The following is a 23,551-nucleotide window of genomic DNA, read 5'->3' on the forward strand; positions in this document are numbered from 1 at the left end:
CCCGATCGGCGAGGATCATTGCAATCTGGCGGAAAGCCGCCACCCTAGCGCGATGCCGCCGCTCAACTCCCTCCCTCAATGGTCAAGCCTCGCCGCGTTGCTGATCACGGCCGGCTTGGCGCTGTGGCGTGGCGGCTGGCCTGAACGCCTGGCCGGCGTCGCCATGATCCTGGCCTGGTTCGCCACCAGCTTGCTCTACAACACCCACCAGAAGTTCGGTCCTCAGACCGCGGTGTTCCTGGTGGATCTGGCCCTGATGCTGGTGTTGCTGTTCATCGCCCTGCGATCGAATCGCTGGTGGCCGATGTGGGCCTGCGGCTTCCACGGCCTGAGCCTGATCCTGACGCTGGCCACCCTGGCCGATCCCAGGATCCCCAACCGGGCCAGTCTGAACGCCGGCGGCGGCATCTTCAGCTACCTGGCCATGGCGGCGTTGTTCTTCGGCGCCCTGCCCCGCCAGCCACGCCATGCGCCCCCCCGCGCCCCTGACGCCGCGTCACCGCTGACATAGCCTCGAACGCCTGTTTCACTCCCGGCAACGAAGGGAGAGAACTCATGGGCGAAGCCTATATCGTGGCCGCCGCGCGCACGGCCGGCGGACGCAAGGGCGGCAAGGTCTCGGGCTGGCATCCGGCCGACCTGGCCGCAGTGGTGCTGGACGCCCTGGTGGCGCGCAGCGGCGCCGACCCCGCCCTGATCGAGGACGTGATCATGGGCTGCGTCGGCCAGGTGGGCGAGCAGGCCATCAACATCGCCCGCAACGCGGTGCTGGCCTCCAGCCTGCCCGAGAGCGTGCCGGCCACCTCGGTCGACCGCCAGTGCGGCTCGTCCCAGCAGGCCATCCACTTCGGCGCCGCCACCGTGATGTCCGGGGCCATGGACGTGGTCATCGCCGCCGGCGTCGAGAGCATGAGCCGCGTGCCGATGGGGCTGTCCTCGGCCCTGCCCTACAAGAACGGCTTCGGGACCTACAAGAGCCCGCGCATGGAAGAGCGCTATCCGGGGATCAACTTCAGCCAGTTCGCCGGCGCCGAGATGATCGCCCGCAAGTACGACCTGTCGCGGGCCGAGCTGGACGCCTACGCCCTGTCCAGCCACCAGCGAGCGGCGGCCGCCACCCGGGCCGGCAAGTTCGCCGCCGAGATCGTGCCGATCGCGGTCACCCTGGAGGGCGGGGCGACCGAGACCCACGCGACCGACGAAGGCATCCGCGCCGACGCCAGCCTGGAGTCGATCGGGTCGGTGAAGCTCCTGACCGAGGACGGCCGCCTGACCGCCGCCACCTCCAGCCAGATCTGCGACGGCGCGGCCGGGGTGATGATCGTCAACGAGCGGGGACTTAAAGCTTTGGGTGTCTCGCCGCTGGCTCGAATCCACAGCATGACCGTGATCGGCCACGACCCGGTGATCATGCTGGAAGCCCCGATCCCCGCCACCCAGAAGGCCCTGGAGCGAGCCGGGCTGAAGATCGGCGACATCGACCTCTACGAGGTCAACGAGGCCTTCGCCTCGGTGCCGACCGCCTGGCTGAAGGTCCTGGGCGCCGATCCCGACCGGCTGAACGTCCATGGCGGCGCCATCGCCCTCGGCCATCCGCTGGGCGGCTCGGGCGCCAAGCTGATGACCACCCTGGTCCACGCGATGCAGGATCGCGGCGCACGCTACGGTCTGCAGACCATGTGCGAGGGCGGCGGCCTGGCCAACGTGACGATCGTGGAACGGCTTTAGACGCTTTAGACCCTCCCCCTAGCGGGGGAGGTGTCGGCGAAGCCGACGGAGGGGGAAGTAACCGGATAACCCGCTGTTCCCCCTCCGGCCTTCGGCCGCCTCCCCCACGGGGGGTCTAAAGTTTATCGTCTTACGGCAAATTAACTCAGCGACCGGGGGTTTGTCGGCTAGAAGGCCGGTGGGCTCTAACAGTCGCTGGGGATTATCGTGCTTTACCGGATCAATGGGCGCCGCCCGTCTATGAGCGCGCTGGTCTTGGTCCTGGGCGTGAGCGCGATCGCTCTGGCCGGATGCGGCAAGAAGCCGGCCAAGACCGAGAAGGCCTCGGCCGCCGCCTCCGCGACCGTCAGCGTCGCCGTGGTGGCCAGCCAGCCGATCGCCCGCCAGATCAACGCCACCGGCACGATCTCGCCGTGGGAAGAGGTGCCGGTCGGCGCCGAGACCGGCGGCCTGACGGCCGTGGCGGTCAACGCCGAGGAAGGCCAGGTCGTCCAGGCCGGCCAGATCCTGGTCCAGCTGAACAGCACCCTGATCGCCGCCCAGCTGCGCCAGCAGGACGCCAGCGTCGCCAGCGCCAAGGCCACCCTGGCCGAGGCCAGCGCCGCCCTGAACCGCGCCCGCGAGCTGCAGGCCAAGGGCTATCTCAGCCAAGCCGGCCTCGACACCGCCACCGCCCGGCAGGGCACCGCCGCCGCGGGCCTGGCCGCCGCCGAGGCCGCCCGGGGCGAGACCGCCGCGCGCCTGGGCCAGACCTCGGTCCGCGCCCCGGTCGGCGGCCTGATCAGCCGCCGCAGCGTCACCAAGGGCCAGATCGTCAGCGCCGGTTCGGAACTCTTCCGCATCGTCCGCGACAGCCGCCTGGAGCTGGACGCCGACATCCCCGAGACCGACCTGGCCGCCGTCAAGGCCGGCATGTCGGCCAAGGTCTATTCCGAGAAGGTGGGCGAGATGACCGGTCGCGTCCGCATCGTCACCTCCGAGGTCAACGCCACCAACCGCCTGGGCGTGGCCCGCATCGCCCTGTCGTCGATGGGCGGCTTCCGTCCGGGGATGTTCGCCCGCGCCACCATCGACGCCGGCGACCAGCCGGCCCTGGTCGTGCCCAGCGCCTCGGTGCTCTATCGCGAGAACCGCCCCGGCGTGTTCGTGGTCGACGCCGGCCGGAAGGTCCACTTCCGCCGCATCACCATCCTGGCCAACACCGGCGACCGCGTCGCCGCCACCGGCCTGACCGCCGGCGACCGCGTCGTGGTCGAGGGCGCCGGCTTCCTGGGCGAGGGCGACCTCGTTCGCATCGGCCAGGCGCCCGCCGCGCCGGCTCGCTGAGGATCGGCCGATGCGCAACATCTCGTCCTGGGCGATCAAGAACCCGATCCCCGTCATCCTGCTGTTCCTGCTGCTGACCGTCGCCGGCATCGCCGGCTTCAAGAGCATGCGGATCAACAACAATCCCGACGTCGACCTGCCGATCGTCGTGGTCACGGCCGTGCGCCCCGGCGCCGCGCCGAGTGAACTGGAGACCCAGGTCACCCGCCTGATCGAGGACTCGATCGCGGGCCTGGGCCAGGTGCGCCACACCCGCTCCACCGTCGTCGACGGGGCCTCGACCACGGTCATCGAGTTCGAGCTGGGCGTCGACCACGAGCGCGTCACCAACGACGTGCGCAACGCCATGTCCAACCTGCGCGGCTCGCTGCCGCAGGACATGCAGGAGCCGATCGTCACCCGCGTCGACATCTCGGGCGATCCGCTGATCACCTATGTCGTCAGGGCCCCGACCCTGACGCCCGAGCAGCGCAGCTGGTTCGTCGACAACGACGTCAGCCGCGCCCTGCTGGCCATCAAGGGCGTCGGCGAGGTCAACCGCCAGGGCGGCGTCAGCCGCGAGATCGAGGTCGCCCTCGATCCCGACCGCCTGGCCGCCCAGGGCGTCACCGCCGCCGCCGTCAGCCAGGCCCTGGTCTCGTCCAACGCCGACCTGCCCGGCGGCCGGGTGACCATCTCGGGCGCCGAGCGCGCCATCCGCACCCTGGGCGCGGCCGGTTCGGTCGAGCAGCTGCGCGAGACCCGCGTGCCCGTTTCGTCGGGCGGCGGCGCCGTGCGCCTGGCCGACCTGGGCCAGGTCAGCGACCACTGGGCCGAACCCCGCTCGCGCGCCCGCTACGACGGCCAGGAGGTCGTGACCTTCAACATGGTCCGCTCGCGCGGCGCCTCGGAGGTGCAGACCGCCGAGAAGGTCCGCAAGGCCATCGAGATCCTGGACAAGGAGCATCCCGAGCTCGAGATCCGCGAGATCACCTCGAACGTGAAGTACATCGAGGAGAGCTATATCGCCTCGATGGAGGCGCTGATCATCGGCGCGGTCCTGGCCGTGCTGGTGGTGCTGCTGTTCCTGCGCGACTGGCGCGCCACCCTGCTGTCGGCCGTCGCCATCCCGATGTCGCTGCTGCCGACCTTCGCGGTGCTGGCGCCGATGAACCAGTCGCTGAACGGCGTGACCCTGCTGGCCTTGTCGCTGACCGTCGGCATCCTGGTCGACGACGCCATCGTCGAGATCGAGAACATGGTCCGCCACATGCGCGGCGGCAAAAGCCCCTACGCGGCGGCCATGGAGGCGGCCGACGAGATCGGCCTGGCGGTCGTGGCCACCACCTTCACCATCGTGGCGGTGTTCGCGCCCGTGGGCTTCATGCCCGGCATCATCGGCCAGTTCTTCAAGGCCTTCGCCCTGGCCGCCTGTATCTCGGTGCTGTTCTCGCTGGTGGTCGCCCGCCTGCTGACGCCGCTGATGGGCGCCTACATGCTGAAGGCCGACGCCAAGCACGAGGACAAGGACCCGCCGTGGATGGGTCCGTACCTGAAGAGCCTGAACTGGGGCCTGCGCAATCGCTGGAAGGTGCTGGCGATGGGCATCCCGATGTTCGTCATCTCGATCTTCCTGGCCACCCGCCTGCCGTTCGAGTTCCAGCCTCAGGCCGACCGCGGCCGGGCCGAGTTCTCGATCGAGCTGCCGCCGGGCGCGACCCTGGACGAGACCGACGCCGTCGTGCAGCGCGTCACCAAGGAACTGATGGCCCGCGAGGAAGTGGTCGGGGTCTACGCCTCGGTCGGCGGCAACGCCGTCAACAAGGGCGAGCTGACCGCCGACCTGACCGACAAGTCCAAGCGAATGAGCCAGCAGCAGTTCAGCCGCCAGATGGTCGACAAGTTCGCCGAGATCCCCGGCGCGCGGATCGGCGCCGGCAGCAACAACGGCGGCGGCCCGTCCAGCGGCGGCAGCTACACGCTCAGCCTGCTCAGCGACAACGGCCCGGCCCTGGAAGCGGCCGCCCGCCGCGTCGAGGCCGAGATGCGCGGCGTCCCGGGCCTGGCCCACGTGGTCAACACCGCCTCGATCGCCCGTCCCGAGATCGTCGTGACGCCCAAGCCCGACCAGGCCGCCCGCGCCGGCGTCTCGGCCGGGGCGATCAGCCAGGCCGTACGCGTGGCCACCATCGGCGACGTCGACCAGAACCTGCCCAAGTACAATCTGGGCGACCGCCAGGTGCCGATCCGCCTGCGCCTGGACCAGAGCGCCCGCGAGGACATCGCCGTCCTCCAGACCCTGCAGGTGCCCTCGGCCACCGGCTCGGTGCCGCTGAACGCGGTGGCCGACGTGCGCTTCGGCGCCGGTCCCTCGCAGATCGACCGCCGCGACCGCTCGCGCGTGGCCACCATCACCGCCGAGCTGGATGGCATCGTCGTCGGCGAGGCGGCCAAGCGGGTCCACGCCCTGCCCTCGGTCAAGAACCTGCCGAACGGGGTCAAGGAAGTGGCGGCCGGCGACACCGAGTTCATCCAGGAGATGGTCAGCGGCTTCCTGGGCGCGCTGATCACCGGCATCCTCCTGATGTACGTCGTGCTGGTGCTGCTGTTCCGCAGCTTCGCCCACCCGATCACCATCATGGTGGCCCTGCCCCTGGCCATCGGCGGCGCCTTCGGCCTGCTGGTGCTGGCCAAGTCCAGCTTCTCGATCTCGACCCTGATCGGGATCCTGATGCTGATGGGCATCGCGGCCAAGAACTCGATCCTGCTGGTCGAGTACGCGATCATGGCCATGAAGGAACACGGCATGGACAAGCGCACGGCGATCATCGACGCCGCGCACAAGCGGGCCCGGCCGATCCTGATGACCACCGTGGCCATGGGCGCGGGCATGCTGCCCACCGCCATCGGCCTGGGCGCGGAAGTCGAGTTCCGGGCTCCGATGGCCATCGCGGTCATCGGCGGCCTGATCACCTCGACCCTGCTGTCGCTGCTCTACATCCCGGTGGTCTTCATCCTGATGGACGGCCTCAAGACCCGCTCGGAACGGCTGATGGGCCGGATCTTCGGCGGCCATCACCACGTGGCGGCGAAGCCGCCGACGGTGGTGGAGTAGCCAAGACCCGATCTTCCCGGCGAAAGCCGGGACCCAGATCGAACCCAGAGCGCCCTTCGTCGAACTCCGGCGGAGGGCGCCTTCGCATCCGACGCCCCGGATGGACCTGGGCCCCGGCTTTCGCCGGGGACACGGAGATGGGTTAAGTCCTCAGCGCCTGGGCCACCACCGGCGCCAGGCGCTCGGCGATGATCCGCGCGCCCTCGGCGTTGGGGTGGATGCCGTCGCGCTGCATGAAGCGCGAGACGCCGATCACGCCGGTGAAGAAGTCCGGCGCGTAGAACACGCCCAGCTCGCGCGCCAGGTCCGGATAGACCTGGGTGAAGCGGCGGGCGTAGTCGATCCCCAGCAGGGCCGGGGCCTTGACGCCCGCCAGCACCACGCGGATGCCGCGCCCCTTCAGGCGCTCGACGATGGCCCGCAGGTTGGCCTTGGTCCGGGAGGGGTCCAGCCCCTGCAGCAGGTCGTTGCCGCCCAGGGCCACCACGCAGACCGAGGTCTCGGCCGGCACCTGGTCGACGCGGGACAGACCGCCCCAGGTGGTGTCGCCCAGCACGCCGAAGCCGCGCACCCGGGCATGGGCGCTCATCCGATCCAGCGCCGCCTGCAGGCGGGCGGGCATGGCGAGATCCGAAGCCAGGCCGATGCCGGCCGTGATCGAGTCGCCCAGCACCGTGACCAGCGGCGGCGGAGGGGGCGGCGGGGGCGGCTTGGGCGGAGCCTTGCGGCGCGAGGCCGCGAAGGCCGCGCCCGGCGCGGCCGAGCCCAGGAGGCCCGCCAGCAGGGCGCGGCGATCGAGGGCTTTGGCTGAAACGCGGGACTGAGACTTCACCATGGTCAAACCGTATCGAAACTCCGAACGTAGTAGACGCCCCATGCGTTGAACGCGGGGTGAATGGGAGAAGCGCCACATGACACGCCGGTTTCGCGAAATCTTGATCGTCGGCGTCGCCATGACCGCCCTCGCCGCCTGCGGCCAGAGCAACGGCCAGCAGAACAGCAAGGTCGGCTATGGCGCGAACCCCGCCCTGCCCGAGCCGCGCCAGACCCTGATCCCGACCGTGAAGGTCTCCGAGGTGGTCGGCTGGCCGGCCGGCGTGACGCCCCAGGCCCCGGCCGGGTTCCGCGTCCAGCCCTTCGCGACCGGCCTGGACCATCCGCGCTGGCTGTTGGTCCTGCCCAATGGCGACGTGCTGGTCGCCGAGAGCAACGCCCCGCCCAAGAAGGAGCCGCCCAAGGGGATCAAGGGCTTCTTCGAGACCCGGCTGATGAAGAAGGCCGGGGCCGGCGTCCCCAGCGCCGACCGCATCACCCTGCTGCGCGACGCCGACCATGATGGGGTGGCCGAGCTGAAGACGCCGTTCCTGACGGGCCTCTATTCGCCGTTCGGCATGGCCCTGGTCGGGGGGACGCTGTACGTCGCCAACGCCGACGCCATCGTCGCCTTCCCCTATGCCGAGGGGAACACCCGCATCACGGCCCCAGGCCGCAAGGTCGCCGACCTGCCGGGCGGGCCGATCAACCACCACTGGACCAAGAACATCATCGCCAGCCGCGATGGCTCGAAGCTGTTCGCCACGGTCGGCTCCAACAGCAATGTCGGCGAGAACGGCCTGGACAACGAGACCGACCGCGCCGCGATCCTCGAGGTCGACCTGGCGACCGGGGCCAAGCGCGTCTTCGCCTCGGGCCTGCGCAACCCCAACGGCCTGGGCTGGAACCCCGCCGACGGCGCGCTGTGGACCAGCGTCAACGAACGCGACGAGTTGGGCGACGACCTGGTGCCCGACTACATGACCTCGGTGCGCGAGGGCGGCTTCTACGGCTGGCCCTACAGCTATTTCGGCCGCCACGTGGACAAGCGGATCAAGGACGCCGATCGCCGCCCCGACCTTGTCGAGCGCGCCATCGTCCCCGACTACGCCCTGGGTGCCCACACCGCCTCGCTGGGCCTGACCTTCTACGAAGGCGCCAGCTTCCCGGCCCGCTATCGCGGCGGGGTCTTCATCGGCCAGCACGGTTCGTGGAACCGCAAGCCGCAGGCCGGCTACAAGGTGATCTTCGTGCCGTTCGCCGGCGGCAAGCCGGCCGGGCCGGTCGAGGACTTCCTGACGGGCTTCCTCGACGCCGACGGCAAGGCGCAAGGCCGGCCGGTCGGCGTCGCGGTCGACACGTCCGGCGCGCTGCTGACGGCGGACGACGTGGGCAACGTGGTGTGGCGGGTCAGTCCGGCGCGCTGACCAACTCGGCCTCCGCCCCCCGCACGATCAGGTCCAGCCCGCGCTCGAACAGCCCGGCGTGGTCGCTCGTCCGATAATAGGCGATCGCCTCGGCCAGGGCGGGATAGGCCCGGGCGGCCTCGTCCAGCCGCGCCTGTTCGGTCGAACCCGTGATCGGCGAGGCCTGCTCCTCCAGCACGCAGCCGACGACAAAGCGGCTGACGGCCACGAACAGCTGCAGGGCCGCGCCGGGCGAGAAGCCCGCCGCGGCCAGATGCAGGATCTGGATCTCGACATGGTCCAGGTCGTCGGGCGCGGCCTCGGTGCCGGCATGGACCCGCGCGCCGTCGCGATAGGACAGCAGGGCGGCGCGGAAACTGCGGGCGTTGCGGCGCAGGAACGCCTGCCAGGTCTCGCCCGGCCGGGGCGTGCGCGCGTCCTGGGCCCGCGCCAGGATCTCGCCGTTGATGGCGTCCAGCAGGGCCCGCTTGTTCTTGAAGTGCCAGTAGAGGGCCGGCTGGCGCACGCCCAGACGCTCGGCGATCAGGCGCGTGGACAGGGCGTCGACCCCAACCTCGTTCAGGAGCTCCAGCGCCGTCTCCAGGATGCGCCGGCGATCGACCTTCATCGTGTTCCTTCTCGGACGGCCCGCATGAATCGCTTGACCTCGCGGCCGATCCGGACTTTATCGCCGATAAGGAACTTTATCGATGATAAATTTTATGACGCGTATCTTCCGTGACCGTTCGAAAGCCGCCTTCGGCCTGATCCTCGCCACCGTGGCCCTCGACATCGCGGGCCTGGGCCTGGTCATGCCGATCATCCCCCGCCTGCTGCGCGAAGTCGGCCACACCGGCGACCTGGGCTGGCGGTTCGGAGCGTTCCTGGGCCTCTACGCCCTGATGCAGTTCCTGTGCGCCCCGGTGCTGGGCGCGATCAGCGACAAGGTCGGCCGCCGGCCGGTGCTGCTGGTCTCGCTGGCCGGGGCGGCGATCGACTATGTGTTCATGGCGTTCGCCCCGACCCTGGCCTGGCTGTTCGTCGGCCGCGCCATCGCCGGGATCACCGGGGCCAACCTGGCCGTCGCCCAGGCCTATATCGCCGACATCACGCCCGAGGAGCAGCGGGCCCGGCGCTTTGGCCTGTTCAGCGCCATGTTCGGCATCGGCTTCATCCTGGGCCCGTTGCTGGGCGGCTTCCTGGGCGCGGCCTGGGTGCGCGCGCCGTTCCTGGCGGCCGCGGCGCTGAACGGCGTCAACCTCTTGATGGCGATCTTCATCCTGCCGGAGTCGCACAAGGGGAAGGGCGGAGCGTTCGACCGCAAGGCCTTCAACCCGTTCGCCTCTCTGCGCTGGGCGGCGGCCTTCCCGGCCCTGCTGCCGCTGATGGTCGCCTTCGCGGCGCTGAACATCGTCGGCGAGGTCGGCGGCACGATCTGGGTGCTGTACGGCGAGGACAAGTTCGCCTGGGATCCGTGGACGATCGGCTTCTCGCTGGCCGGCTTCGGCGCCTTCACCGCCCTGACCCAGGCCTTCGTGGCCGGGCCCCTGGCCGAGCGGTTCGGCGAGCGCAAGGCCCTGACCTTCGGCATTCTGTGCGACGCCTTCGCCTATGTCGCCATCGCCCTGGCGACCAAGGGCTGGATGGCCTTCCTGCTGCTGCCGATGTTCTGCCTGGGCGGCGTCGGCCAGCCGGTGATCCAGTCGCTGCTGTCGCGCCAGGTGGGCGAGGACCAGCAGGGCCGCCTGCAGGGGGTGCTGGCCAGCCTGGCCAGCCTGGCCTCGATCATTGGCCCGGTGGTCATCGCCCAGGTCTATTTCGCCAGCCGGGCCTGGTTCCCCGGCCTGGTCTGGGTGGCTGGCGCGGCCCTGGGCCTGATGTGCCTGCCGATCTTCCTGACCCGACGCCCCGATGGACCTCAAGGGAAACTTGCACAACAGGACTGACTAGTCCTAGGCTTCCCCGAAATCAGGGAGGAGCCGCCATGAAAATAGACCGCCTGCCCAAGGTGCGCACCTCGCTGTCGCCGACCAACCACCCGTACATGACCGGCGCCTGGACGCCGCTGCACGAGGAGGTCAACGCCTGGGACCTCACGGTGCTGGAAGGCGCCATCCCGACCGACCTGGACGGCGTCTATCTGCGCAACACCGAGAACCCGGTCCACGACCCGCTCGGCCGCTACCATCCGTTCGACGGCGACGGCATGGTCCACCAGATCGAGTTCAGGGACGGGGCGGCGACCTATCGCAACCGCTTCATCCGTACACGGTGCTTCGAGGCCGAGCAGGAAATCGGCGAGGGCCTGTGGGGCGGGCTGATGGACGGCCCGGGGACCTCCAAGCGCCCCGGCTTCGGCGCCCATGGCGGCCTGAAGGACACGGCCAGCACCGACATCGTCGTCCACAACGGCGAGGCCATCGCCACCTTCTACCAGTGCGGCGAAGCCTATCGCCTGGATCCCCTGACGCTGGAGAACCTGGGCGTCGCGGCCTGGGCCCCGCTGGAAGGCGTCTCGGCCCATCCCAAGGTCGACGAGGCCACGGGCGAGCTGATGTTCTTCAACTACTCCAAGGCCTGGCCGCACATGCACTACGGCGTGGTCGACGCCACGGGCCGGCGGACCGTCTACCAGCCCGTGCCCCTGCCCGGCCTTCGCCTGCCCCACGACATGGCCTTCTCCGAGCACTGGGCGATCCTCAACGACCTGCCGGTGTTCTGGGACCAGGACCTGATGGCGCGGGACATCCACGCCGTGCGCCTGCACAAGGGCCTGCCGTCGCGCTTCGCCCTCGTCCCGCGCCAGGGCGGCGAGCCGCGCTGGTTCGAGGCCGCCCCGACCTATGTCCTGCATTGGCTCAATGCCTACGAGGACGGCGACGAGGTGGTGCTGGACGGCTACTTCCAGGAGAACCCGATCCCGCGCCCGCTGGAGACCGCGCCGGACGGCCACGGCCACCTCATGGCCTATCTGGACGAGCACAGCTTCCGGCCCAAGCTGCACCGCTGGCGCTTCAACCTGAAGACCGGCGAGACGACCGAGAAACACCTGGACGACCGGATCCTCGAGTTCGGCATGTTCAACCAGAAATACGCCGGCAAACCGTATCGCTACGCCTATTCGACCACGTCCAAGCCGGGCTGGTTCCTGTTCAACGGCTTCGTCAAGCACGACCTGGAAACGGGCGCGAGCTGGTCGATCGCCCTGCCCGAGGGCGTCTACGCCAGCGAGGCGCCGTTCGCGCCCAGGGTGGGGGCGACCGCCGAGGACGACGGCTACCTGATCAGCTTCCTGATCGACGAGAACAAGGGAACCTCCGAGTGCGCGATCGTCGACGCGCGCACCTTCCAGATCGTCTGCCGCGTGGCCCTGCCCCACAAGCTCAGCAGCGGCACCCACAGCGTCTGGGCCGGGCGGGAGATGCTGCGCGGCTAGCCGAAACGGACGCCGGTCATCTGCTCGGAGATGGCCCAGAGGCGGGCGGCGGCCAAGGCGTCCAGCGCCGGAGCCGGGAACCGCGCCCGAGTCGGATAGCCGCGCGTCTCGCCAAGACGGTCCGGACCGTAATAGGCGCCGCCGCGCGCGTCCGGGGCGGTCGCGGCGAACAGGGTCGGCAGGGCGCCCCTGGCCGCCGGCTGGAACAGGAACCACAGCAGGCTCCGGACCCGGCTGACGGCGCTGGCCCGGCCGGGGGCGTTGAACAGCAGGTCGGTGCGGGCGATGCCGGGGTGGGCGGCCAGGCTGGCCACGCCCCAGCCGGCCGCGTCGCTGCGTCTCTGCAGTTCCAGGGCGAACATCAGGCAGGCCAGCTTGGACTGGCTGTAGACTGGCATGGGCTGGTAGCCGCGCTCGGCGTTCAGGTCGTTGAAATTGATCTCCCCGCCACGCGCCGCCACGCTGGACACGGTGACGACCCGCGCGCGCCCCGCCTTGCGCAGCAGCGGCAGCAGGTGCGCCGTCAGGGCGAAGTGGCCCAGATAGTTGGTCCCGAACTGCAGCTCGAAGCCGTCCGCCGTGGTCCGCCGGGTCGGGGGCGTCATCACCCCGGCGTTGTTGATCAGCAAGTCCAGGCTGTCGCGCTGGGCCCGCATGCGCGTCGCGAAGTCGGCGATCGAGGCCAAATGGGCCAGGTCCAGGCGCTCGAACCGGATGCTCGCGGCCGGGACAGCCTCGCGGATCCTGGCGACCGCCTCGGCCCCCTTGTCCGGATCCCGGCCGGCCAGGATCACTTCGGCCCCGGCGCGCGCCAGGGCCAGGGCGTCCTCGAAGCCCAGCCCTCCCGTGCCGGTGACGACGGCGCAGCGGCCGTTCTGGGGCGGAATGTTCGCGGTCGTCCAGCTAGCCATGGCCTCGCCTTTGTGGGAAATTCGCACTCGGTGCAGTTCAAATATTGCACTCAGTGCGACTTTTCAAGCCGGCCGGAGTCGATGGCGGAGAACAAGGGTCCGAACACGCCCGCGGAGGGCCTGCGCGAACGCAAGCGGCGCGAGACCTTGCAGCGCATCACGGACGCGGGGACCCGCCTGTTCATCGCCCACGGCTACGAGGGCGTGACGCTGGACGCCATCGCCGCCGAGGCGGGCATCTCGCGGCGGACGTTCTTCTATTACTTCAAGTCCAAGGACGAGATCCTGCTGGCCATGCAGGCCGGGCTGGGCGACATGCTGGCCGCCGCTCTCGACCAGGAACCGCCGGGCCAGCGCCCGCTGCAGGCCGTCCGCCACGCCATGCTGCGGATCAGCGGAGCCTACGACCCCGCCGAGATGCTGGTCCTGGACCGCCTGATGCGATCCAGCGAGACGGTGATGGCCCGCAAGCAGGCCAGCTACGTCCAGCATGAGGCCACCCTGTTCGCCGCCCTGCGCGAGCGCTGGCCCGAGCCGGCGCGCGAGATGGCCCTGCGGCTGGTCGCCATGCTGTCGATCGGCGCCCTGCGGGTGTCGCTGGAGACCTTCAATCGCGAGGACGGCCAGCGCCCGATCGCGGTCCTGCTGAACGAGGCCTTCGACGCCCTCGAGGCCGAGGTCTGAACCGCGTCCGGCCCTCGCTTCCTTCCGCAAGGTCCGCTTGCCGGCTCGCATAACGCCGGTACACTCACCTGAACAACGATAAGTCAGGGATGGGTGGAATGACGACCAGGCTCCCGAAGGCGTGCGTCATCGGCGCGGGCTGCAGCGGCTTCACCACCATCAAGCGGCTGAAGGACTTCGGCGTCCCCTACGACTGCTTCGAGATGTCCGACGAGATCGGGGGCAACTGGTACTACAAGAACCCCAACGGGATGTCGGCCTGCTACGAGAGCCTGCATATCGACACCAGCAAGTGGCGGCTGGCGTTCGAGGATTTCCCGGTGCCCAAGGACTGGCCCGACTTCCCGCACCACGCGCAGCTGTTCCAGTACTTCAAGGACTATGTCGACCATTTCGGCCTGAGGCCGACCATCACCTTCAACACCCGGGTCGAGAGCGCCCGCCGCACCGATGACGGCCTGTGGTCGGTGACGCTGTCGACGGGCGAGACGCGGCTCTACGACGTCCTCTTCGTCTGCAACGGTCACCACTGGGACCCGCGGATCCCGGAATATCCCGGCGAGTTCGACGGCCCCGCCTTCCACGCCCACGCCTATAGCGACCCGTTCGATCCGGTCGACATGCGCGGCAAGAACGTCGTGGTGGTCGGCATGGGCAACTCGGCCATGGACATCGCCAGCGAGCTGTCCCAACGGCCGATCGCGAAAAACCTCTGGGTCTCGGCCCGGCGCGGGGTCTGGGTGCTGCCGAAGTACATGAACGGCAAGCCGTCCGACAAAAGCGCCATGCCCGCCTGGATGCCCAAGGCGCTGGGCCTGAAGCTGGCGCGCTCGGTCATCAAGAAGACCATCGGCCGGATGGAGGACTACGGCCTGCCCAAGCCCGACCACGAGCCGCTGGAAGCCCATCCATCGGTCTCGGGCGAGTTCCTGACCCGCGCAGGCTGCGGCGACATCAAGTTCAAGCCGGCGATCAAGGCGCTGGAAGGCAAGCGCGTACGCTTCGCCGACGACAGCGTCGAGGACGTCGACGCCATCGTCTTCGCCACCGGCTACAAGATCACCTTCCCGTTCTTCGACGACCCGGCCCTCAAGCCGGACGCCGACCACCGCTTCCCGCTGTTCAAGCGGATGATGAAGCCGGGGATCCCGAACCTGTTCTTCATGGGCCTGGCCCAGCCGTTGCCCACCCTGGTGAACTTCGCCGAGCAGCAGGCCAAGCTGGCGGCGGCCTATCTGGTGGGCCAGTACGCCCCGCCGCCCGAGGTCGAGATGCGGCGCGTCATCGCCAAGGACGAGGAACGGCACCTGGGCCAGTTCTATCAGGCGGCCCGGCACACCATCCAGGTCGACTTCAACGTCTACTGCGCCGACCTGAAGAAGGAGATCGCCAAGGGCGAGGCGCGGGCGCGAAGTCAGGGCGGGCGGTTGCCAGTCGCGGCCCTGGCTGAGATCAAGATGGAGCCGCTGCTGGCCTCCTGACGGATTCGCGAATGCCCAAGATCACCTTCGACAAGGACACCCGCGCCAAGCTGGTCGGCGGGCTCTCGGACTACATGCGGACCGAGCTGGACCTGGAAGTGAAGGGCTTCGACGCCGAGTTCCTGCTGGATTTCATCAGCGAGCGGCTGGGCCCCTACTACTACAACCAGGGTCTCCACGACGCCTCGGCCCTGTACCGCGAGAAGCTGGAGGCGATCACCGAGGCGGTCTACGAGATCGAGGTCCCGGTGAAGGGGCTGTGAGGTCGCTTCCCCTCGCGTAAACATTGACCTCCCCGGCGACGGGCGCATGCTTCCTGAACAACGATAAGTCGCGGCATGCCCCGCGATGGGAGGAAGCTCGATGGCCGACGGTTCGACCGTTCCCGCCCGCACGCGCGCGCCCGATCCCGCCCTGCCCCGGGTCTGCGTCATCGGCGCGGGCTCTTCCGGGATCGCCACGTGCAAGCAGCTGCACGAGGCCGGCATACCGTTCGACTGCTTCGAGGCCTCGGACCGGGTCGGCGGCAACTGGGTGTTCCAGAACCGCAACGGCATGAGCAGCGCCTATCGCTCGCTGCACATCAACACCAGCCGGGACAAGATGGCCTATTCGGATTTCCCGATGCCGGCCGACTATCCGGACTATCCGCACCACACCCACATCGCGACCTACTTCGACAACTATGTCGACCACTTCGGCTTCCGCCAGCACATCACCTTCCAGTGCGCGGTGACCTGGGCCAAGCGGCGCGAGGATGGACCCCATGGGGGCCTGTGGGAGATCACCCTCGAGACCGGCGAGAAGCGGCTCTACGACGTGCTGTGCGTCGCCAACGGCCACCACTGGGACCCGCGTTGGCCCGATCCGAAGCCGCCCGGCAAGTTCGACGGGCTGGAGATGCACAGCCACGACTACATCGACCCGGCCACGCCCGAGGACCTGCGCGGCAAGAAGGTCGTCATCGTCGGCTTCGGCAACTCGGCCCTGGACCTGGCCTGCGAGCTGGGCCGGCGCGAGAACACCGATGGGGTCTGGCTGTCGGTCCGCCGGGGCTACTGGGTGGTGCCGCGCTATTTCGGCAACGAGGTGCTGGACCACTTCAACAACCACCCCAGCCAGGACCCGCCGCTGCTGTCGCGGATCCTGCCGCCCAAGATGGTCGCGCGGATGCTGGAGAAGAAGATCGCCGCCGTGCACGGCCGGCCGCAGGACCACGGCCTGCCCAAGCCCGACCACGACTTCGGGGCCAGCCACCCGGCCATCAGCCACGAGCTCTACAACCGCATCGGCTCGGGCGACGTGACCATTAAGCCCGACATCGAACGCTTCGACGGCAAGCAGGTGATCTTCAAGGACGGCTCAGTGGTCGAGGCCGACGCCGTCATCTGGTGCACCGGCTACAAGATCACCTTCCCGTTCTTCGACAAGCTGACCATCGACGCGCCCGACAACGACATCGCCCTGTGGAAGCGGATGGTCGACCCGCGCTTCGACAACCTCTTCATGGTCGCCCTGGTCCAGCCGCTGTGCGCCATGATGCCGATCGCCGAGGAGCAGTCGAAGCTGATCGCCGCCTACCTGACCGGCCGCTACGCCCTTCCCGACCCGGCGACCATGGCCCGCGAGCGCGACGCGATGCACCTGGCGGTCAAGTCGCACTATGTCGCCTCGGCCCGCCACACCATTCAGATCAACTGCGGGGAATACGCCTACGATCTGCGCAAGGAGCTGAAGCGAGGAATCAAGCGCGCGCGCGCACGCAATAACCCTCTGCCTATCAAACCACGCGCCGCGAAAGTCTTGCGTGTTGCCGCGGAGTAAGGCTGTGATCATGACGGGGCGTCACGAACGTCCCGTCGTCGAGTCGCGGCCCATGTCGAATATCGCCTATTTCCCCAAGCCCCACGTCGACCAACGGCCGGGCAAGCGGGAGCGCACCAAGACCGCCAACCGCCAGGCGATCCTGGACGCCGCGCGCGAGGTGTTCGGCGAGCTGGGCTACGACGCGGCCACGGTGCGCGACATCATCCGTCGCACCGGTTTGGCCTCGGGCACCTTCTACAACTACTACAAGTCCAAGGAGGAGGTGTTCGACGCCCTGGCCGACGACGGCGCCCGCCGCTTCCGGCCGCTGCTGCGCGAACAGTCCGAGAAGGCTGTCGACTTCGAGAGCTTCCTGCGCGGCGCGATCCTGGCCTATTTCGACTTCCTGGCTGTCGAGCAGGAGAGCTGGCGCCTGAACCGCCCGGCCGGCGAGCAGATCCCGCACGCCCGCGCCACGCCCGAGATCGTGGCTGTGTTCGACGAGGTTCGGGAGGCCTTCGCTCGCGTGCTGGAGCACGAACACGCGCCCAAGGTCGACCTCGACTACCTGACCAGCGCCTGCATCGCCGTGGCCCGCGAGATCGGCGACAAGATGCTGGAGCGGCGACCGGTCGACACCGCCAGCGCGACGGACTTCGCGGTCAAGCTGATCCTGGGCGGCCTGCCCGCCCTGCCGAGACTTTAGAGACCGCAACAACGACAAGAACAACGAACAGAGTGGGGAAACCATGGCTTCCGACGCCGCCCAGAAGACCATCCTGAAGCTGATCCTGTCGCTGCCCAGCCCGGTCCTGCGGGCCATGTCGGGCGGCGGCGTCGTCTATCGTGGCGGGCGCACCCTGGACCCGCGCTTCCAGTTCTTCGCCCACGCGGCCAAGAAACTCCCCCCCATGTCCAGCGTGTCGCCCGCCGAGGCGGTGGCCGGCAGCGCCAAGGGCCTGGCCGCCGTCCAGGGTCCGCTGGAGCCGGGCGTGCGCACCGAGAGCCTGTCGATCGAGGGACCCAACGGTTCGATCCCGGCCCGCGCCTATCGTCCCGAGAACCAGGACAGCGCGGCGCCGCTGATCGTCTACGCCCACATGGGCGGCGGGGTGATCGGGGATCTCGAGACCTGCCACGCCTTCTGCTCGATCCTGGCGCGGGTCGTGCGCACGGCGGTGATCTCGGTCGACTACCGCCTGGCCCCGGACCACAAGTTCCCGGCCGGGCTGGAGGACGTGCTGGCCGCCTATCGCTGGGCGCGGGACAATGCCGGACGCTTCGGCGCGGCGTCGGCCCCGCCGGCCATCGGCGGCGACAGCATGGGCGGCAACTTCGCCGCCATCGTCGCCCAGGAGATGAAGCGCACAGGCGAGCCCCAGCCGGCCGCCCAGATCCTGATCTATCCCGCCGTCGACGTCGCCAGCGAGACGGCCTCGATGACCACCTATGCCGACGCCTATCCGCTGACCCGGGCGACCATGGACTGGTTCATGGGCCACTACATGGGCGCCGACGCCGACCCGGCCGACCCGCGCCTGTCACCCGACAAGACGCAGGACCTGTCGGGCCTGGCCCCCGCCGTCATCGCCACCGCCGGCTTCGATCCCCTGGTCGACCAGGGCGAGGCCTACGCCAAGCGCCTGAAGGCGGCCGGCGTCCCGGTGCTCTACCGCTGCTACGACAGCCTGGCGCACGGCTTCACGGCCTTCACCGGCGCGATCCCGGCGGCGGACGGCGCGTGCCGGGAGATCGCCAGCCTGGTGCGGGAGACGGTCGAGGCTCGGGAGGGCTGATGCGCGCCCTCGTCGTCGAGGCCCTCGCGCCCGACTTCGCCGGCTGCGCGGTCCGCGACGTCCCCACGCCCTCGCCCGGTCCTGGCGAGGCCCTGGTCCGGGTGCGGGCGGCCAGCGTCAACTTCCCCGACCTGCTGATGACGCGGGGCGAGTACCAGTTCAAGCCGCCCCTGCCCTTCACGCCGGGCCTGGACATCGCCGGCGAGGTCGTCGCCCTGGGCGAGGGCGTCGCGGGCCTTTCCATCGGCGACGCCGTGGTCGGCGGCGCGCGGCTGGGCGGGTTCGCCGAATATGCCGCCCTGCCGGCCGAGGGCCTGCGCCCCAAGCCCGCGCGGCTGTCGTTCGCGCAGGGGGCCGCCTATGGCGCGGCCTATCTGACCGCCTATGTCGCCCTGATGCGCCGCGCCTGGCTGGAGCCCGGCGAGTGGGTGCTGGTTCACGGCGCGGCCGGCGGGGTGGGGCTGGCGGCGGTCGACATGGCCAAGGCCCTGGGCGCGAAGGTCATCGCCGCCTCGGCCTCCGACGCCAAGCTGGCCCGGATCCAGGATCTCTATGCGCCCGACGCCGTGGTCAATGTCGCCGGCGGCTTCCGCGAGCAGGTGAAGGCGATCACCGGCGGCCGCGGGGCCGACGTGATCTACGACCCCGTGGGCGGCGACATCTTCGACGAGAGCGTCCGCTGCATCGCCTTCGACGGGCGGCTCCTGGTGATCGGCTTCACCTCGGGGCGGATCCCGACGGTCTCGGTCAACATGCCGCTGATCAAGGGCTTCTCGGTCATGGGCGTGCGGGCCGGCGAGTATGGCCGGCAATTCCCAGAGAAGGGCCGCCAGAACGCCGAGGCGGTGTGGCGCATGGCCGACGAAGGGGCCATAAGCCCCCACGTCCACGCCGAGCTCCCGCTGGAGCGCTGGCGGGAGGCGTTCGACCTGCTGGCGGATCGCAAGGTGGTGGGCAAGGCGGTGATCACGCCGTGACCCCACGCGGCCAACCGGGCCAGGCAAGTGATTGAACCGACTCAGGTTGACATCCCGCGCCCGTTCTTCTATCCACCGCCCCTCACTCGCGGAGCCCTTGGCCTCGCGTTCAACGTTTTTGCATTTCGGAGCCACGTCGTGAAGCGCACCTTCCAGCCGTCGAAGCTCGTGCGTGCCCGCCGTCACGGCTACCGCGCGCGTATGGCCACCAAGAACGGCCAAAAGGTCGTCGCGCGTCGCCGCGCCAAGGGCCGCAAGCGCCTGACCGCCTAATTTCTCTTCCTCCCTCGGGAGGTAAGACGATGATCAAAGCCGCCTTTTCCACAGACCTGGTCTCAGGTTCTCGCCGGAAGGGCGGCTTTTTTCATGTCTGAGCCCCAGGGCCTCGAGTTCGGCCCTCTTCGCTTCGAGCGGCTGCGCAAGCGCCCCGACTTCCTGCTGGCGGCCAAGGCCCCGGCCCTGTCGCGCGGGGCGGTCTTCGTCCAGATGCGCCAGCGGGCCGACGGGGATCCGACGGTGCGGGTCGGCTTCACCGCCACCAAGAAGATCGGCGGCGCCGTCGATCGCAACCGCGCCAAGCGTCGCCTCCGAGAGGCCGCGCGGCTGATCCTGCCCCTTCATGCGCGCCCTTCGCACGACTATGTGTTCATCGCGCGCGGCGGCACGACCGCCCGCGAATGGGGGCGTTTGCTTGACGATGTTAAAACCGCGCTGATAAGCCTCGCCGCCGAGCACGATCGGGCGGGACCCAGAGTCCCGCGACCGTCGTCCGGCGCATCTACTGAAGCCGCCTCTTCCCAGTCACCCGATCTCAAAGTTTCCGGTTAAGCGCTCCATGCAGAACGACAACAAAAACACGCTGATGTTCATCGTCAGCGCGTTCGCGATCCTGATCGGGTACCAGTTCTTCGTCCTGGGTCCGCAGCAGAAGAAGGCCGAGGCCGAGGCGCGCGCCAAGAAGGTCGCCGAGGCCAAGGTCGCCGCCACGCCGGGCGTGACGCTGGACGCCAACGGCAATCCCGCGCCGCTGCGCCTGTCGCGAGACCAAGCCAAGGCCCAGAGCCCGCGCATCGTGGTCGACACCCCGGCCCTGTCGGGCTCGATCGCCCTGAAGGGCGCGCGGATCGACGACCTCTATCTGCGCAAGTACGCCGAAACGATCGACAAGAACTCGCCGCCGGTCGAGCTCTTCCGTCCGGAAGGGGCGGAGCACGCCTGGTTCGCCGATTTCGGCTGGGCTGGCGCCAACCTGCCGGGCCTGCCCGACAGCCGCACCGTCTGGACCGCCGCGCCGGGCCAGGTGCTGCGCCCCAATTCGCCCGTCACCCTCACCTATGACAACGGCCAGGGCCTGACCTTCACCCGCGTCATCGCCGTCGACGACCAGGCGATGTTCACCGTGACCGACAGCGTCCGAAACGCCGGGACCGACGGCCTGCAGCTGGCGCCCTACGCCACCGTCCAGCGCCAGGGCATCACCGATCACCTGGGCAAGACCCAGATCGTCCATGAAGGCGCCATTGGCGTGCTGGGCTCGGGCAAGGACCAGAAGCTGGAACTGGCCAAGTACGGCAAGTGGAAGAAGGACAAGCCACTCGCGACCTTCGACTCGGTCGGCGGCTGGGCCGGCATCACCGACAAGTACTGGCTGGCGGCCCTGATCCCGAACCAGGACCAGACCCTCAAGGCCCAGTACCGCGTCACCCAGGCCGGCGGCACCGACATCTACGACGTCAACATCGTCGGCCCGACCCAGGCCCTGAACCCGGGCGCGACCCTGACCCAGAAGACCCGCCTGTTCGCCGGCGCCAAGACCGTGCCGCTGCTGCGCAAGTACGAGTACAACGGCCAGGCACCCGAGTGGTGGAAGTTCTGGGACAGCCGCAAGGCCGAGATCCCGCGCTTCGACTGGGCCGTGGACTGGGGCATGTTTTCCATGTTCACCCGTCCGATCTTCAACATCCTGGAGATCTTCTATCGCCTGGTCGGCAACTTCGGCCTGGCCATCATGGCGCTGACCGTCCTGCTCAAGCTCATCCTCTATCCGATGGCGGACAAGAGCTATGAGAGCATGGCCAAGATCAAGAAGATCCAGCCCGAGGTCGAGAAGCTCAAGGCCAAGCACAAGGACGATCCGGCCAAGCAGCAGCAGGAAATGATGCAGCTGTACGCCAAGGAGAAGATCAACCCGATGATGGGCTGCCTGCCCATGCTGGTGCAGATCCCGGTCTTCTACTCGCTGTACAAGGTGCTGACCGTCACCATCGAAATGCGCCACGCGCCGTTCTTCGGCTGGATCCACGACCTGTCGTCGCGCGATCCGACGACGATCTTCAACCTGTTCGGCCTGATCCCGTGGGATCCGGCGACGGCCCCGCTGATCGGCGGCATCCTGGGCACCAGCCTGCACATCGGCGTCTGGCCGCTGCTGTACGGCTTCACCATGTGGCTGACGACGGCGATGAACCCGCCGGCCGGCGACCCGATCCAGCAGCGCATCTTCCAGCTGTTCCCGATCATCTTCACCTTCACCCTGTCGCAGTTCTCGGTGGGCCTGGTGATCTACTGGTGCTGGTCGAACATCCTGACCATCATCCAGCAGTACATCATCATGCGCCGCTACGGCGTCGACAACCCGATCGACAAGATCATCGCTCGCCTGCAGGGCAAGCCAGTTAGCGCGACCTGATGAGCGAGAACCCGACCATCACTCCGGACTTCTCGGACAACAGCCAGTTCTCCGAGGAGCAGATCGAGACGGCGCGGGTGTTCTTCGCCCAGCCCGTCTCGTTCATCATGGGCGCGGTGCGCATGGACGCCATGCCCGCCGCGGACCTGCCGGAAGTGGCCTTCGCCGGCCGCTCCAATGTCGGCAAGTCCAGCCTGATCAACGGCCTGGTCGGCCAGAAGTACCTGGCCCGCGCCTCGAACGAGCCGGGCCGCACGCGGGAGATCAACTTCTTCCTGCTGGCCGAGAAGGTGCGGCTGGTCGACCTGCCCGGCTACGGCTTCGCCCGCGTCTCGCGCTCGATCGCCGACAAGTTCCAAGACCTGGGCCGGGCCTATCTGCGCGGCCGGCCGAACCTGAAGCGCGTCTATGTCCTGATCGACGCCCGCCATGGCCTCAAGAAGGTCGATCTGGAGGCGCTGGACGCCCTGGACGTCGCGGCGGTCAGCTACCAGATCGTCCTGACCAAGGCCGACAAGATCAAGCCGGCCGAGGTCGACAAGGTCGTCGCCGAGACCCTCAAGGCCATCGCCAAGCGCCCCGCCGCCTTCCCCCGCGTGCTGGCCACCTCGTCCGAGAAGGGCCAGGGCATGCCGGAGCTGCGCGCGGAGATCGTGCGGCTGTGCATCGAGGAATAGTCCAACCCTTATCGTGTCATCCCGGAAGCGCGTAGCGCTATCCGGGACCCAGGGGCCAAGCGCAGCGCGGTCGCCCCTGGGTCCCGGCTCTCCGCTTCGCTGCGGCCGGGATGACACATCTTGTTGTTTGGCTTGAGGGGCTATCCACAGCCCTATTGTCGTCCATTAACCCTGCGCTAGGTTCCGCCCGTCAGAACCGCCCGCTTCCCGTTTTCGTAGAAAAGTCCGCCGCCATGAACCGCCACGAACTGAAGACCTGGCCCAAGTATTTCGCCGCCGTGCGCTCGGGCCAGAAGCGCTTCGAGATCCGCCGCAACGACCGCGAGTTCGCGGTCGGCGACATCCTGGTGCTGCGCGAGTTCGACCCGGCCACCGACACCTATACCGGCCAGGCCGAGGAGCGGCAGATCACCTTCCTGCTGTCCGAAGAGGACTATGGCGGCGTGATCCACGGCTTCGTGGCCATCGGCTTCGGCGACGTCGCCCCGCACCCGGACGCGGCCGCCGAGGTCACCGCCGAGCAGCTGGCTGACTGGCACGAGACGGCCGCCTCCAACGCCGCCCTGCGCGGCCAGGAGGCCCGCAAGGTCTCGGAGAGCTACGCGGCCAGCAATATGGGCGTCGCCCGTGACCGCCACGCCGCCGTGGCCGACGCGGCCGAGGCCGAAGCCGGCTTCCACGCCGCCGCGGCGCGGATCGTGCGCAAGGGGTGATGTGAGCTTGCTCT

Annotated in this window: 21 protein-coding genes and 3 pseudogenes; 19 read left to right on the forward strand and 5 right to left on the reverse strand. The window is 68.9% G+C overall.

Annotated elements, in window-relative coordinates; all coding sequences use genetic code 11:
• The first annotated feature begins 97 nt into the window (after positions 1 to 97).
• Both K8940_RS19270 and K8940_RS19275 read left to right on the forward strand, forming a co-directional pair.
• Positions 98 to 511: a hypothetical protein gene (locus tag K8940_RS19270; protein ID WP_223391672.1), complete on the forward strand. Its 414-nt coding sequence runs from the start codon at positions 98 to 100 to the stop codon at positions 509 to 511.
• 44 nt (positions 512 to 555) lie between these two features.
• Positions 556 to 1,728, forward strand: coding sequence for an acetyl-CoA C-acetyltransferase (locus K8940_RS19275; RefSeq protein WP_223391673.1), 1,173 nt, complete (start codon positions 556 to 558; stop codon positions 1,726 to 1,728).
• A gap of 8 nt (positions 1,729 to 1,736) precedes the next feature.
• Here the strand turns inward: K8940_RS19275 and K8940_RS19280 are convergent.
• Positions 1,737 to 1,841, reverse strand: a pseudogene (locus tag K8940_RS19280) (hypothetical protein); the annotation flags it as partial.
• Between the two features lie 127 nt (positions 1,842 to 1,968).
• Between K8940_RS19280 and K8940_RS19285 the strand changes: the two are divergent.
• Together K8940_RS19285 and K8940_RS19290 are read left to right on the forward strand one after the other, a co-directional pair.
• Positions 1,969 to 3,054, forward strand: a complete 1,086-nt coding sequence (locus tag K8940_RS19285) for an efflux RND transporter periplasmic adaptor subunit (RefSeq protein WP_223391674.1) — start codon at positions 1,969 to 1,971, stop codon at positions 3,052 to 3,054.
• Between the two features lie 10 nt (positions 3,055 to 3,064).
• Complete coding sequence (locus K8940_RS19290) at positions 3,065 to 6,148, forward strand: efflux RND transporter permease subunit (RefSeq protein WP_223391675.1); 3,084 nt, start codon at positions 3,065 to 3,067, stop codon at positions 6,146 to 6,148.
• A 142-nt stretch (positions 6,149 to 6,290) separates the two neighbouring features.
• On the opposite strand, the gene K8940_RS19295 is transcribed toward K8940_RS19290, so the two are convergent.
• Positions 6,291 to 6,983 (reverse strand): arylesterase, encoded by a 693-nt coding sequence (locus K8940_RS19295; RefSeq protein ID WP_223391676.1) that lies wholly within the window; start codon positions 6,981 to 6,983, stop codon positions 6,291 to 6,293.
• Positions 6,984 to 7,059: 76 nt separating this feature from the next.
• Here K8940_RS19295 and K8940_RS19300 point away from each other — a divergent pair, with 76 nt between their 5' ends.
• Positions 7,060 to 8,388 (forward strand): PQQ-dependent sugar dehydrogenase, encoded by a 1,329-nt coding sequence (locus tag K8940_RS19300; protein WP_223391677.1) that lies wholly within the window; start codon positions 7,060 to 7,062, stop codon positions 8,386 to 8,388.
• Here the strand turns inward: K8940_RS19300 and K8940_RS19305 are convergent.
• A complete protein-coding gene (locus K8940_RS19305; RefSeq protein ID WP_223391678.1) occupies positions 8,372 to 8,995 on the reverse strand; it encodes a TetR/AcrR family transcriptional regulator C-terminal domain-containing protein in 624 nt (207 codons plus the stop codon). The two genes, K8940_RS19300 and K8940_RS19305, sit on opposite strands and share 17 nt — an antisense overlap.
• A 94-nt stretch (positions 8,996 to 9,089) precedes the next feature.
• Between K8940_RS19305 and tet the strand changes: the two genes are divergently transcribed.
• Positions 9,090 to 10,313 (forward strand): Tet(A)/Tet(B)/Tet(C) family tetracycline efflux MFS transporter, encoded by a 1,224-nt coding sequence (gene tet, locus K8940_RS19310; RefSeq protein WP_223391679.1) that lies wholly within the window; start codon positions 9,090 to 9,092, stop codon positions 10,311 to 10,313.
• Positions 10,314 to 10,351: 38 nt separating this feature from the next.
• Complete coding sequence (locus tag K8940_RS19315; RefSeq protein WP_223391680.1) at positions 10,352 to 11,803, forward strand: carotenoid oxygenase family protein; 1,452 nt, start codon at positions 10,352 to 10,354, stop codon at positions 11,801 to 11,803.
• On the opposite strand, the gene K8940_RS19320 is transcribed toward K8940_RS19315, so the two are convergent.
• Positions 11,800 to 12,714 (reverse strand): SDR family oxidoreductase, encoded by a 915-nt coding sequence (locus K8940_RS19320; protein WP_223391681.1) that lies wholly within the window; start codon positions 12,712 to 12,714, stop codon positions 11,800 to 11,802. The two genes, K8940_RS19315 and K8940_RS19320, sit on opposite strands and share 4 nt — an antisense overlap.
• Positions 12,715 to 12,795: 81 nt before the next feature.
• On the opposite strand from K8940_RS19320, the gene K8940_RS19325 reads away from it, so the two are divergent.
• From K8940_RS19325 to yihA, 11 genes and pseudogenes are all read left to right on the forward strand, one after another.
• Positions 12,796 to 13,398: a TetR/AcrR family transcriptional regulator gene (locus K8940_RS19325; RefSeq protein WP_223391682.1), complete on the forward strand. Its 603-nt coding sequence runs from the start codon at positions 12,796 to 12,798 to the stop codon at positions 13,396 to 13,398.
• Positions 13,399 to 13,496: 98 nt separating this feature from the next.
• Positions 13,497 to 14,879, forward strand: coding sequence for a flavin-containing monooxygenase (locus K8940_RS19330; protein ID WP_223391683.1), 1,383 nt, complete (start codon positions 13,497 to 13,499; stop codon positions 14,877 to 14,879).
• An 11-nt stretch (positions 14,880 to 14,890) separates the two neighbouring features.
• Complete coding sequence (locus tag K8940_RS19335; protein WP_223391684.1) at positions 14,891 to 15,142, forward strand: DUF2164 domain-containing protein; 252 nt, start codon at positions 14,891 to 14,893, stop codon at positions 15,140 to 15,142.
• Between the two features lie 100 nt (positions 15,143 to 15,242).
• Positions 15,243 to 16,703: a flavin-containing monooxygenase gene (locus K8940_RS19340; protein ID WP_223391685.1), complete on the forward strand. Its 1,461-nt coding sequence runs from the start codon at positions 15,243 to 15,245 to the stop codon at positions 16,701 to 16,703.
• A gap of 52 nt (positions 16,704 to 16,755) precedes the next feature.
• Positions 16,756 to 17,391, forward strand: coding sequence for a TetR/AcrR family transcriptional regulator (locus tag K8940_RS19345; RefSeq protein WP_223391686.1), 636 nt, complete (start codon positions 16,756 to 16,758; stop codon positions 17,389 to 17,391).
• A 34-nt stretch (positions 17,392 to 17,425) separates the two neighbouring features.
• Positions 17,426 to 18,481: pseudogene (locus tag K8940_RS19350) on the forward strand (alpha/beta hydrolase); the annotation flags it as partial.
• A complete protein-coding gene (locus K8940_RS19355) occupies positions 18,481 to 19,458 on the forward strand; it encodes an NADPH:quinone oxidoreductase family protein (protein WP_223391688.1) in 978 nt (325 codons plus the stop codon). The pseudogene K8940_RS19350 and the gene K8940_RS19355, both read left to right, overlap by 1 nt.
• A gap of 138 nt (positions 19,459 to 19,596) precedes the next feature.
• On the forward strand, positions 19,597 to 19,731 hold the full coding sequence (gene rpmH, locus K8940_RS19360) for a 50S ribosomal protein L34 (RefSeq protein ID WP_004622337.1): 135 nt from the start codon (positions 19,597 to 19,599) through the stop codon (positions 19,729 to 19,731).
• A gap of 93 nt (positions 19,732 to 19,824) precedes the next feature.
• Complete coding sequence (gene rnpA / locus K8940_RS19365) at positions 19,825 to 20,286, forward strand: ribonuclease P protein component (protein ID WP_223391689.1); 462 nt, start codon at positions 19,825 to 19,827, stop codon at positions 20,284 to 20,286.
• 7 nt (positions 20,287 to 20,293) lie between these two features.
• A complete protein-coding gene (gene yidC, locus K8940_RS19370) occupies positions 20,294 to 22,147 on the forward strand; it encodes a membrane protein insertase YidC (protein ID WP_223391690.1) in 1,854 nt (617 codons plus the stop codon).
• Positions 22,147 to 22,824 carry a ribosome biogenesis GTP-binding protein YihA/YsxC gene (gene yihA / locus K8940_RS19375; RefSeq protein WP_223391691.1) on the forward strand — a complete coding sequence of 226 codons (678 nt, stop codon included), beginning with the start codon at positions 22,147 to 22,149 and terminating at the stop codon, positions 22,822 to 22,824. The genes yidC and yihA overlap by 1 nt, the downstream gene beginning before the upstream one ends.
• 9 nt (positions 22,825 to 22,833) lie before the next feature.
• Here the strand turns inward: yihA and K8940_RS19380 are convergent.
• Positions 22,834 to 22,940: pseudogene (locus K8940_RS19380) on the reverse strand (hypothetical protein); the annotation flags it as partial.
• 117 nt (positions 22,941 to 23,057) lie between these two features.
• Here K8940_RS19380 and K8940_RS19385 point away from each other — a divergent pair.
• The gene (locus K8940_RS19385) at positions 23,058 to 23,537 is read left to right on the forward strand and encodes an ASCH/PUA domain-containing protein (RefSeq protein ID WP_223391692.1); all 480 of its coding nucleotides are present in this window, start codon (positions 23,058 to 23,060) and stop codon (positions 23,535 to 23,537) included.
• The last annotated feature ends 14 nt before the right edge of the window (positions 23,538 to 23,551 follow it).

This window comes from Caulobacter segnis (assembly GCF_019931575.1).
Taxonomy (GTDB): domain Bacteria; phylum Pseudomonadota; class Alphaproteobacteria; order Caulobacterales; family Caulobacteraceae; genus Caulobacter; species Caulobacter segnis_C.

Excerpts from the sequence above, each read along its gene's own strand:
- K8940_RS19340 (WP_223391685.1), top strand. The coding sequence starts at position 15,243 with ATGGCCGACGGTTCGACCGTTCCCGCCCGCACGCGCGCGCCCGATCCC.
- K8940_RS19285 (WP_223391674.1), top strand. The coding sequence starts at position 1,969 with ATGAGCGCGCTGGTCTTGGTCCTGGGCGTGAGCGCGATCGCTCTGGCC.
- rnpA (WP_223391689.1), top strand. The coding sequence starts at position 19,825 with ATGTCTGAGCCCCAGGGCCTCGAGTTCGGCCCTCTTCGCTTCGAGCGG.
- K8940_RS19325 (WP_223391682.1), top strand. The coding sequence starts at position 12,796 with ATGGCGGAGAACAAGGGTCCGAACACGCCCGCGGAGGGCCTGCGCGAA.
- K8940_RS19320 (WP_223391681.1), bottom strand. The coding sequence starts at position 12,714 with ATGGCTAGCTGGACGACCGCGAACATTCCGCCCCAGAACGGCCGCTGC.
- K8940_RS19355 (WP_223391688.1), top strand. The coding sequence starts at position 18,481 with ATGCGCGCCCTCGTCGTCGAGGCCCTCGCGCCCGACTTCGCCGGCTGC.
- yidC (WP_223391690.1), top strand. The coding sequence starts at position 20,294 with ATGCAGAACGACAACAAAAACACGCTGATGTTCATCGTCAGCGCGTTC.
- K8940_RS19345 (WP_223391686.1), top strand. The coding sequence starts at position 16,756 with ATGTCGAATATCGCCTATTTCCCCAAGCCCCACGTCGACCAACGGCCG.
- K8940_RS19330 (WP_223391683.1), top strand. The coding sequence starts at position 13,497 with ATGACGACCAGGCTCCCGAAGGCGTGCGTCATCGGCGCGGGCTGCAGC.
- tet (WP_223391679.1), top strand. The coding sequence starts at position 9,090 with ATGACGCGTATCTTCCGTGACCGTTCGAAAGCCGCCTTCGGCCTGATC.
- K8940_RS19300 (WP_223391677.1), top strand. The coding sequence starts at position 7,060 with ATGACACGCCGGTTTCGCGAAATCTTGATCGTCGGCGTCGCCATGACC.
- K8940_RS19335 (WP_223391684.1), top strand. The coding sequence starts at position 14,891 with ATGCCCAAGATCACCTTCGACAAGGACACCCGCGCCAAGCTGGTCGGC.
- K8940_RS19385 (WP_223391692.1), top strand. The coding sequence starts at position 23,058 with ATGAACCGCCACGAACTGAAGACCTGGCCCAAGTATTTCGCCGCCGTG.
- K8940_RS19275 (WP_223391673.1), top strand. The coding sequence starts at position 556 with ATGGGCGAAGCCTATATCGTGGCCGCCGCGCGCACGGCCGGCGGACGC.
- yihA (WP_223391691.1), top strand. The coding sequence starts at position 22,147 with ATGAGCGAGAACCCGACCATCACTCCGGACTTCTCGGACAACAGCCAG.
- K8940_RS19290 (WP_223391675.1), top strand. The coding sequence starts at position 3,065 with ATGCGCAACATCTCGTCCTGGGCGATCAAGAACCCGATCCCCGTCATC.
- K8940_RS19315 (WP_223391680.1), top strand. The coding sequence starts at position 10,352 with ATGAAAATAGACCGCCTGCCCAAGGTGCGCACCTCGCTGTCGCCGACC.
- K8940_RS19295 (WP_223391676.1), bottom strand. The coding sequence starts at position 6,983 with ATGGTGAAGTCTCAGTCCCGCGTTTCAGCCAAAGCCCTCGATCGCCGC.
- K8940_RS19305 (WP_223391678.1), bottom strand. The coding sequence starts at position 8,995 with ATGAAGGTCGATCGCCGGCGCATCCTGGAGACGGCGCTGGAGCTCCTG.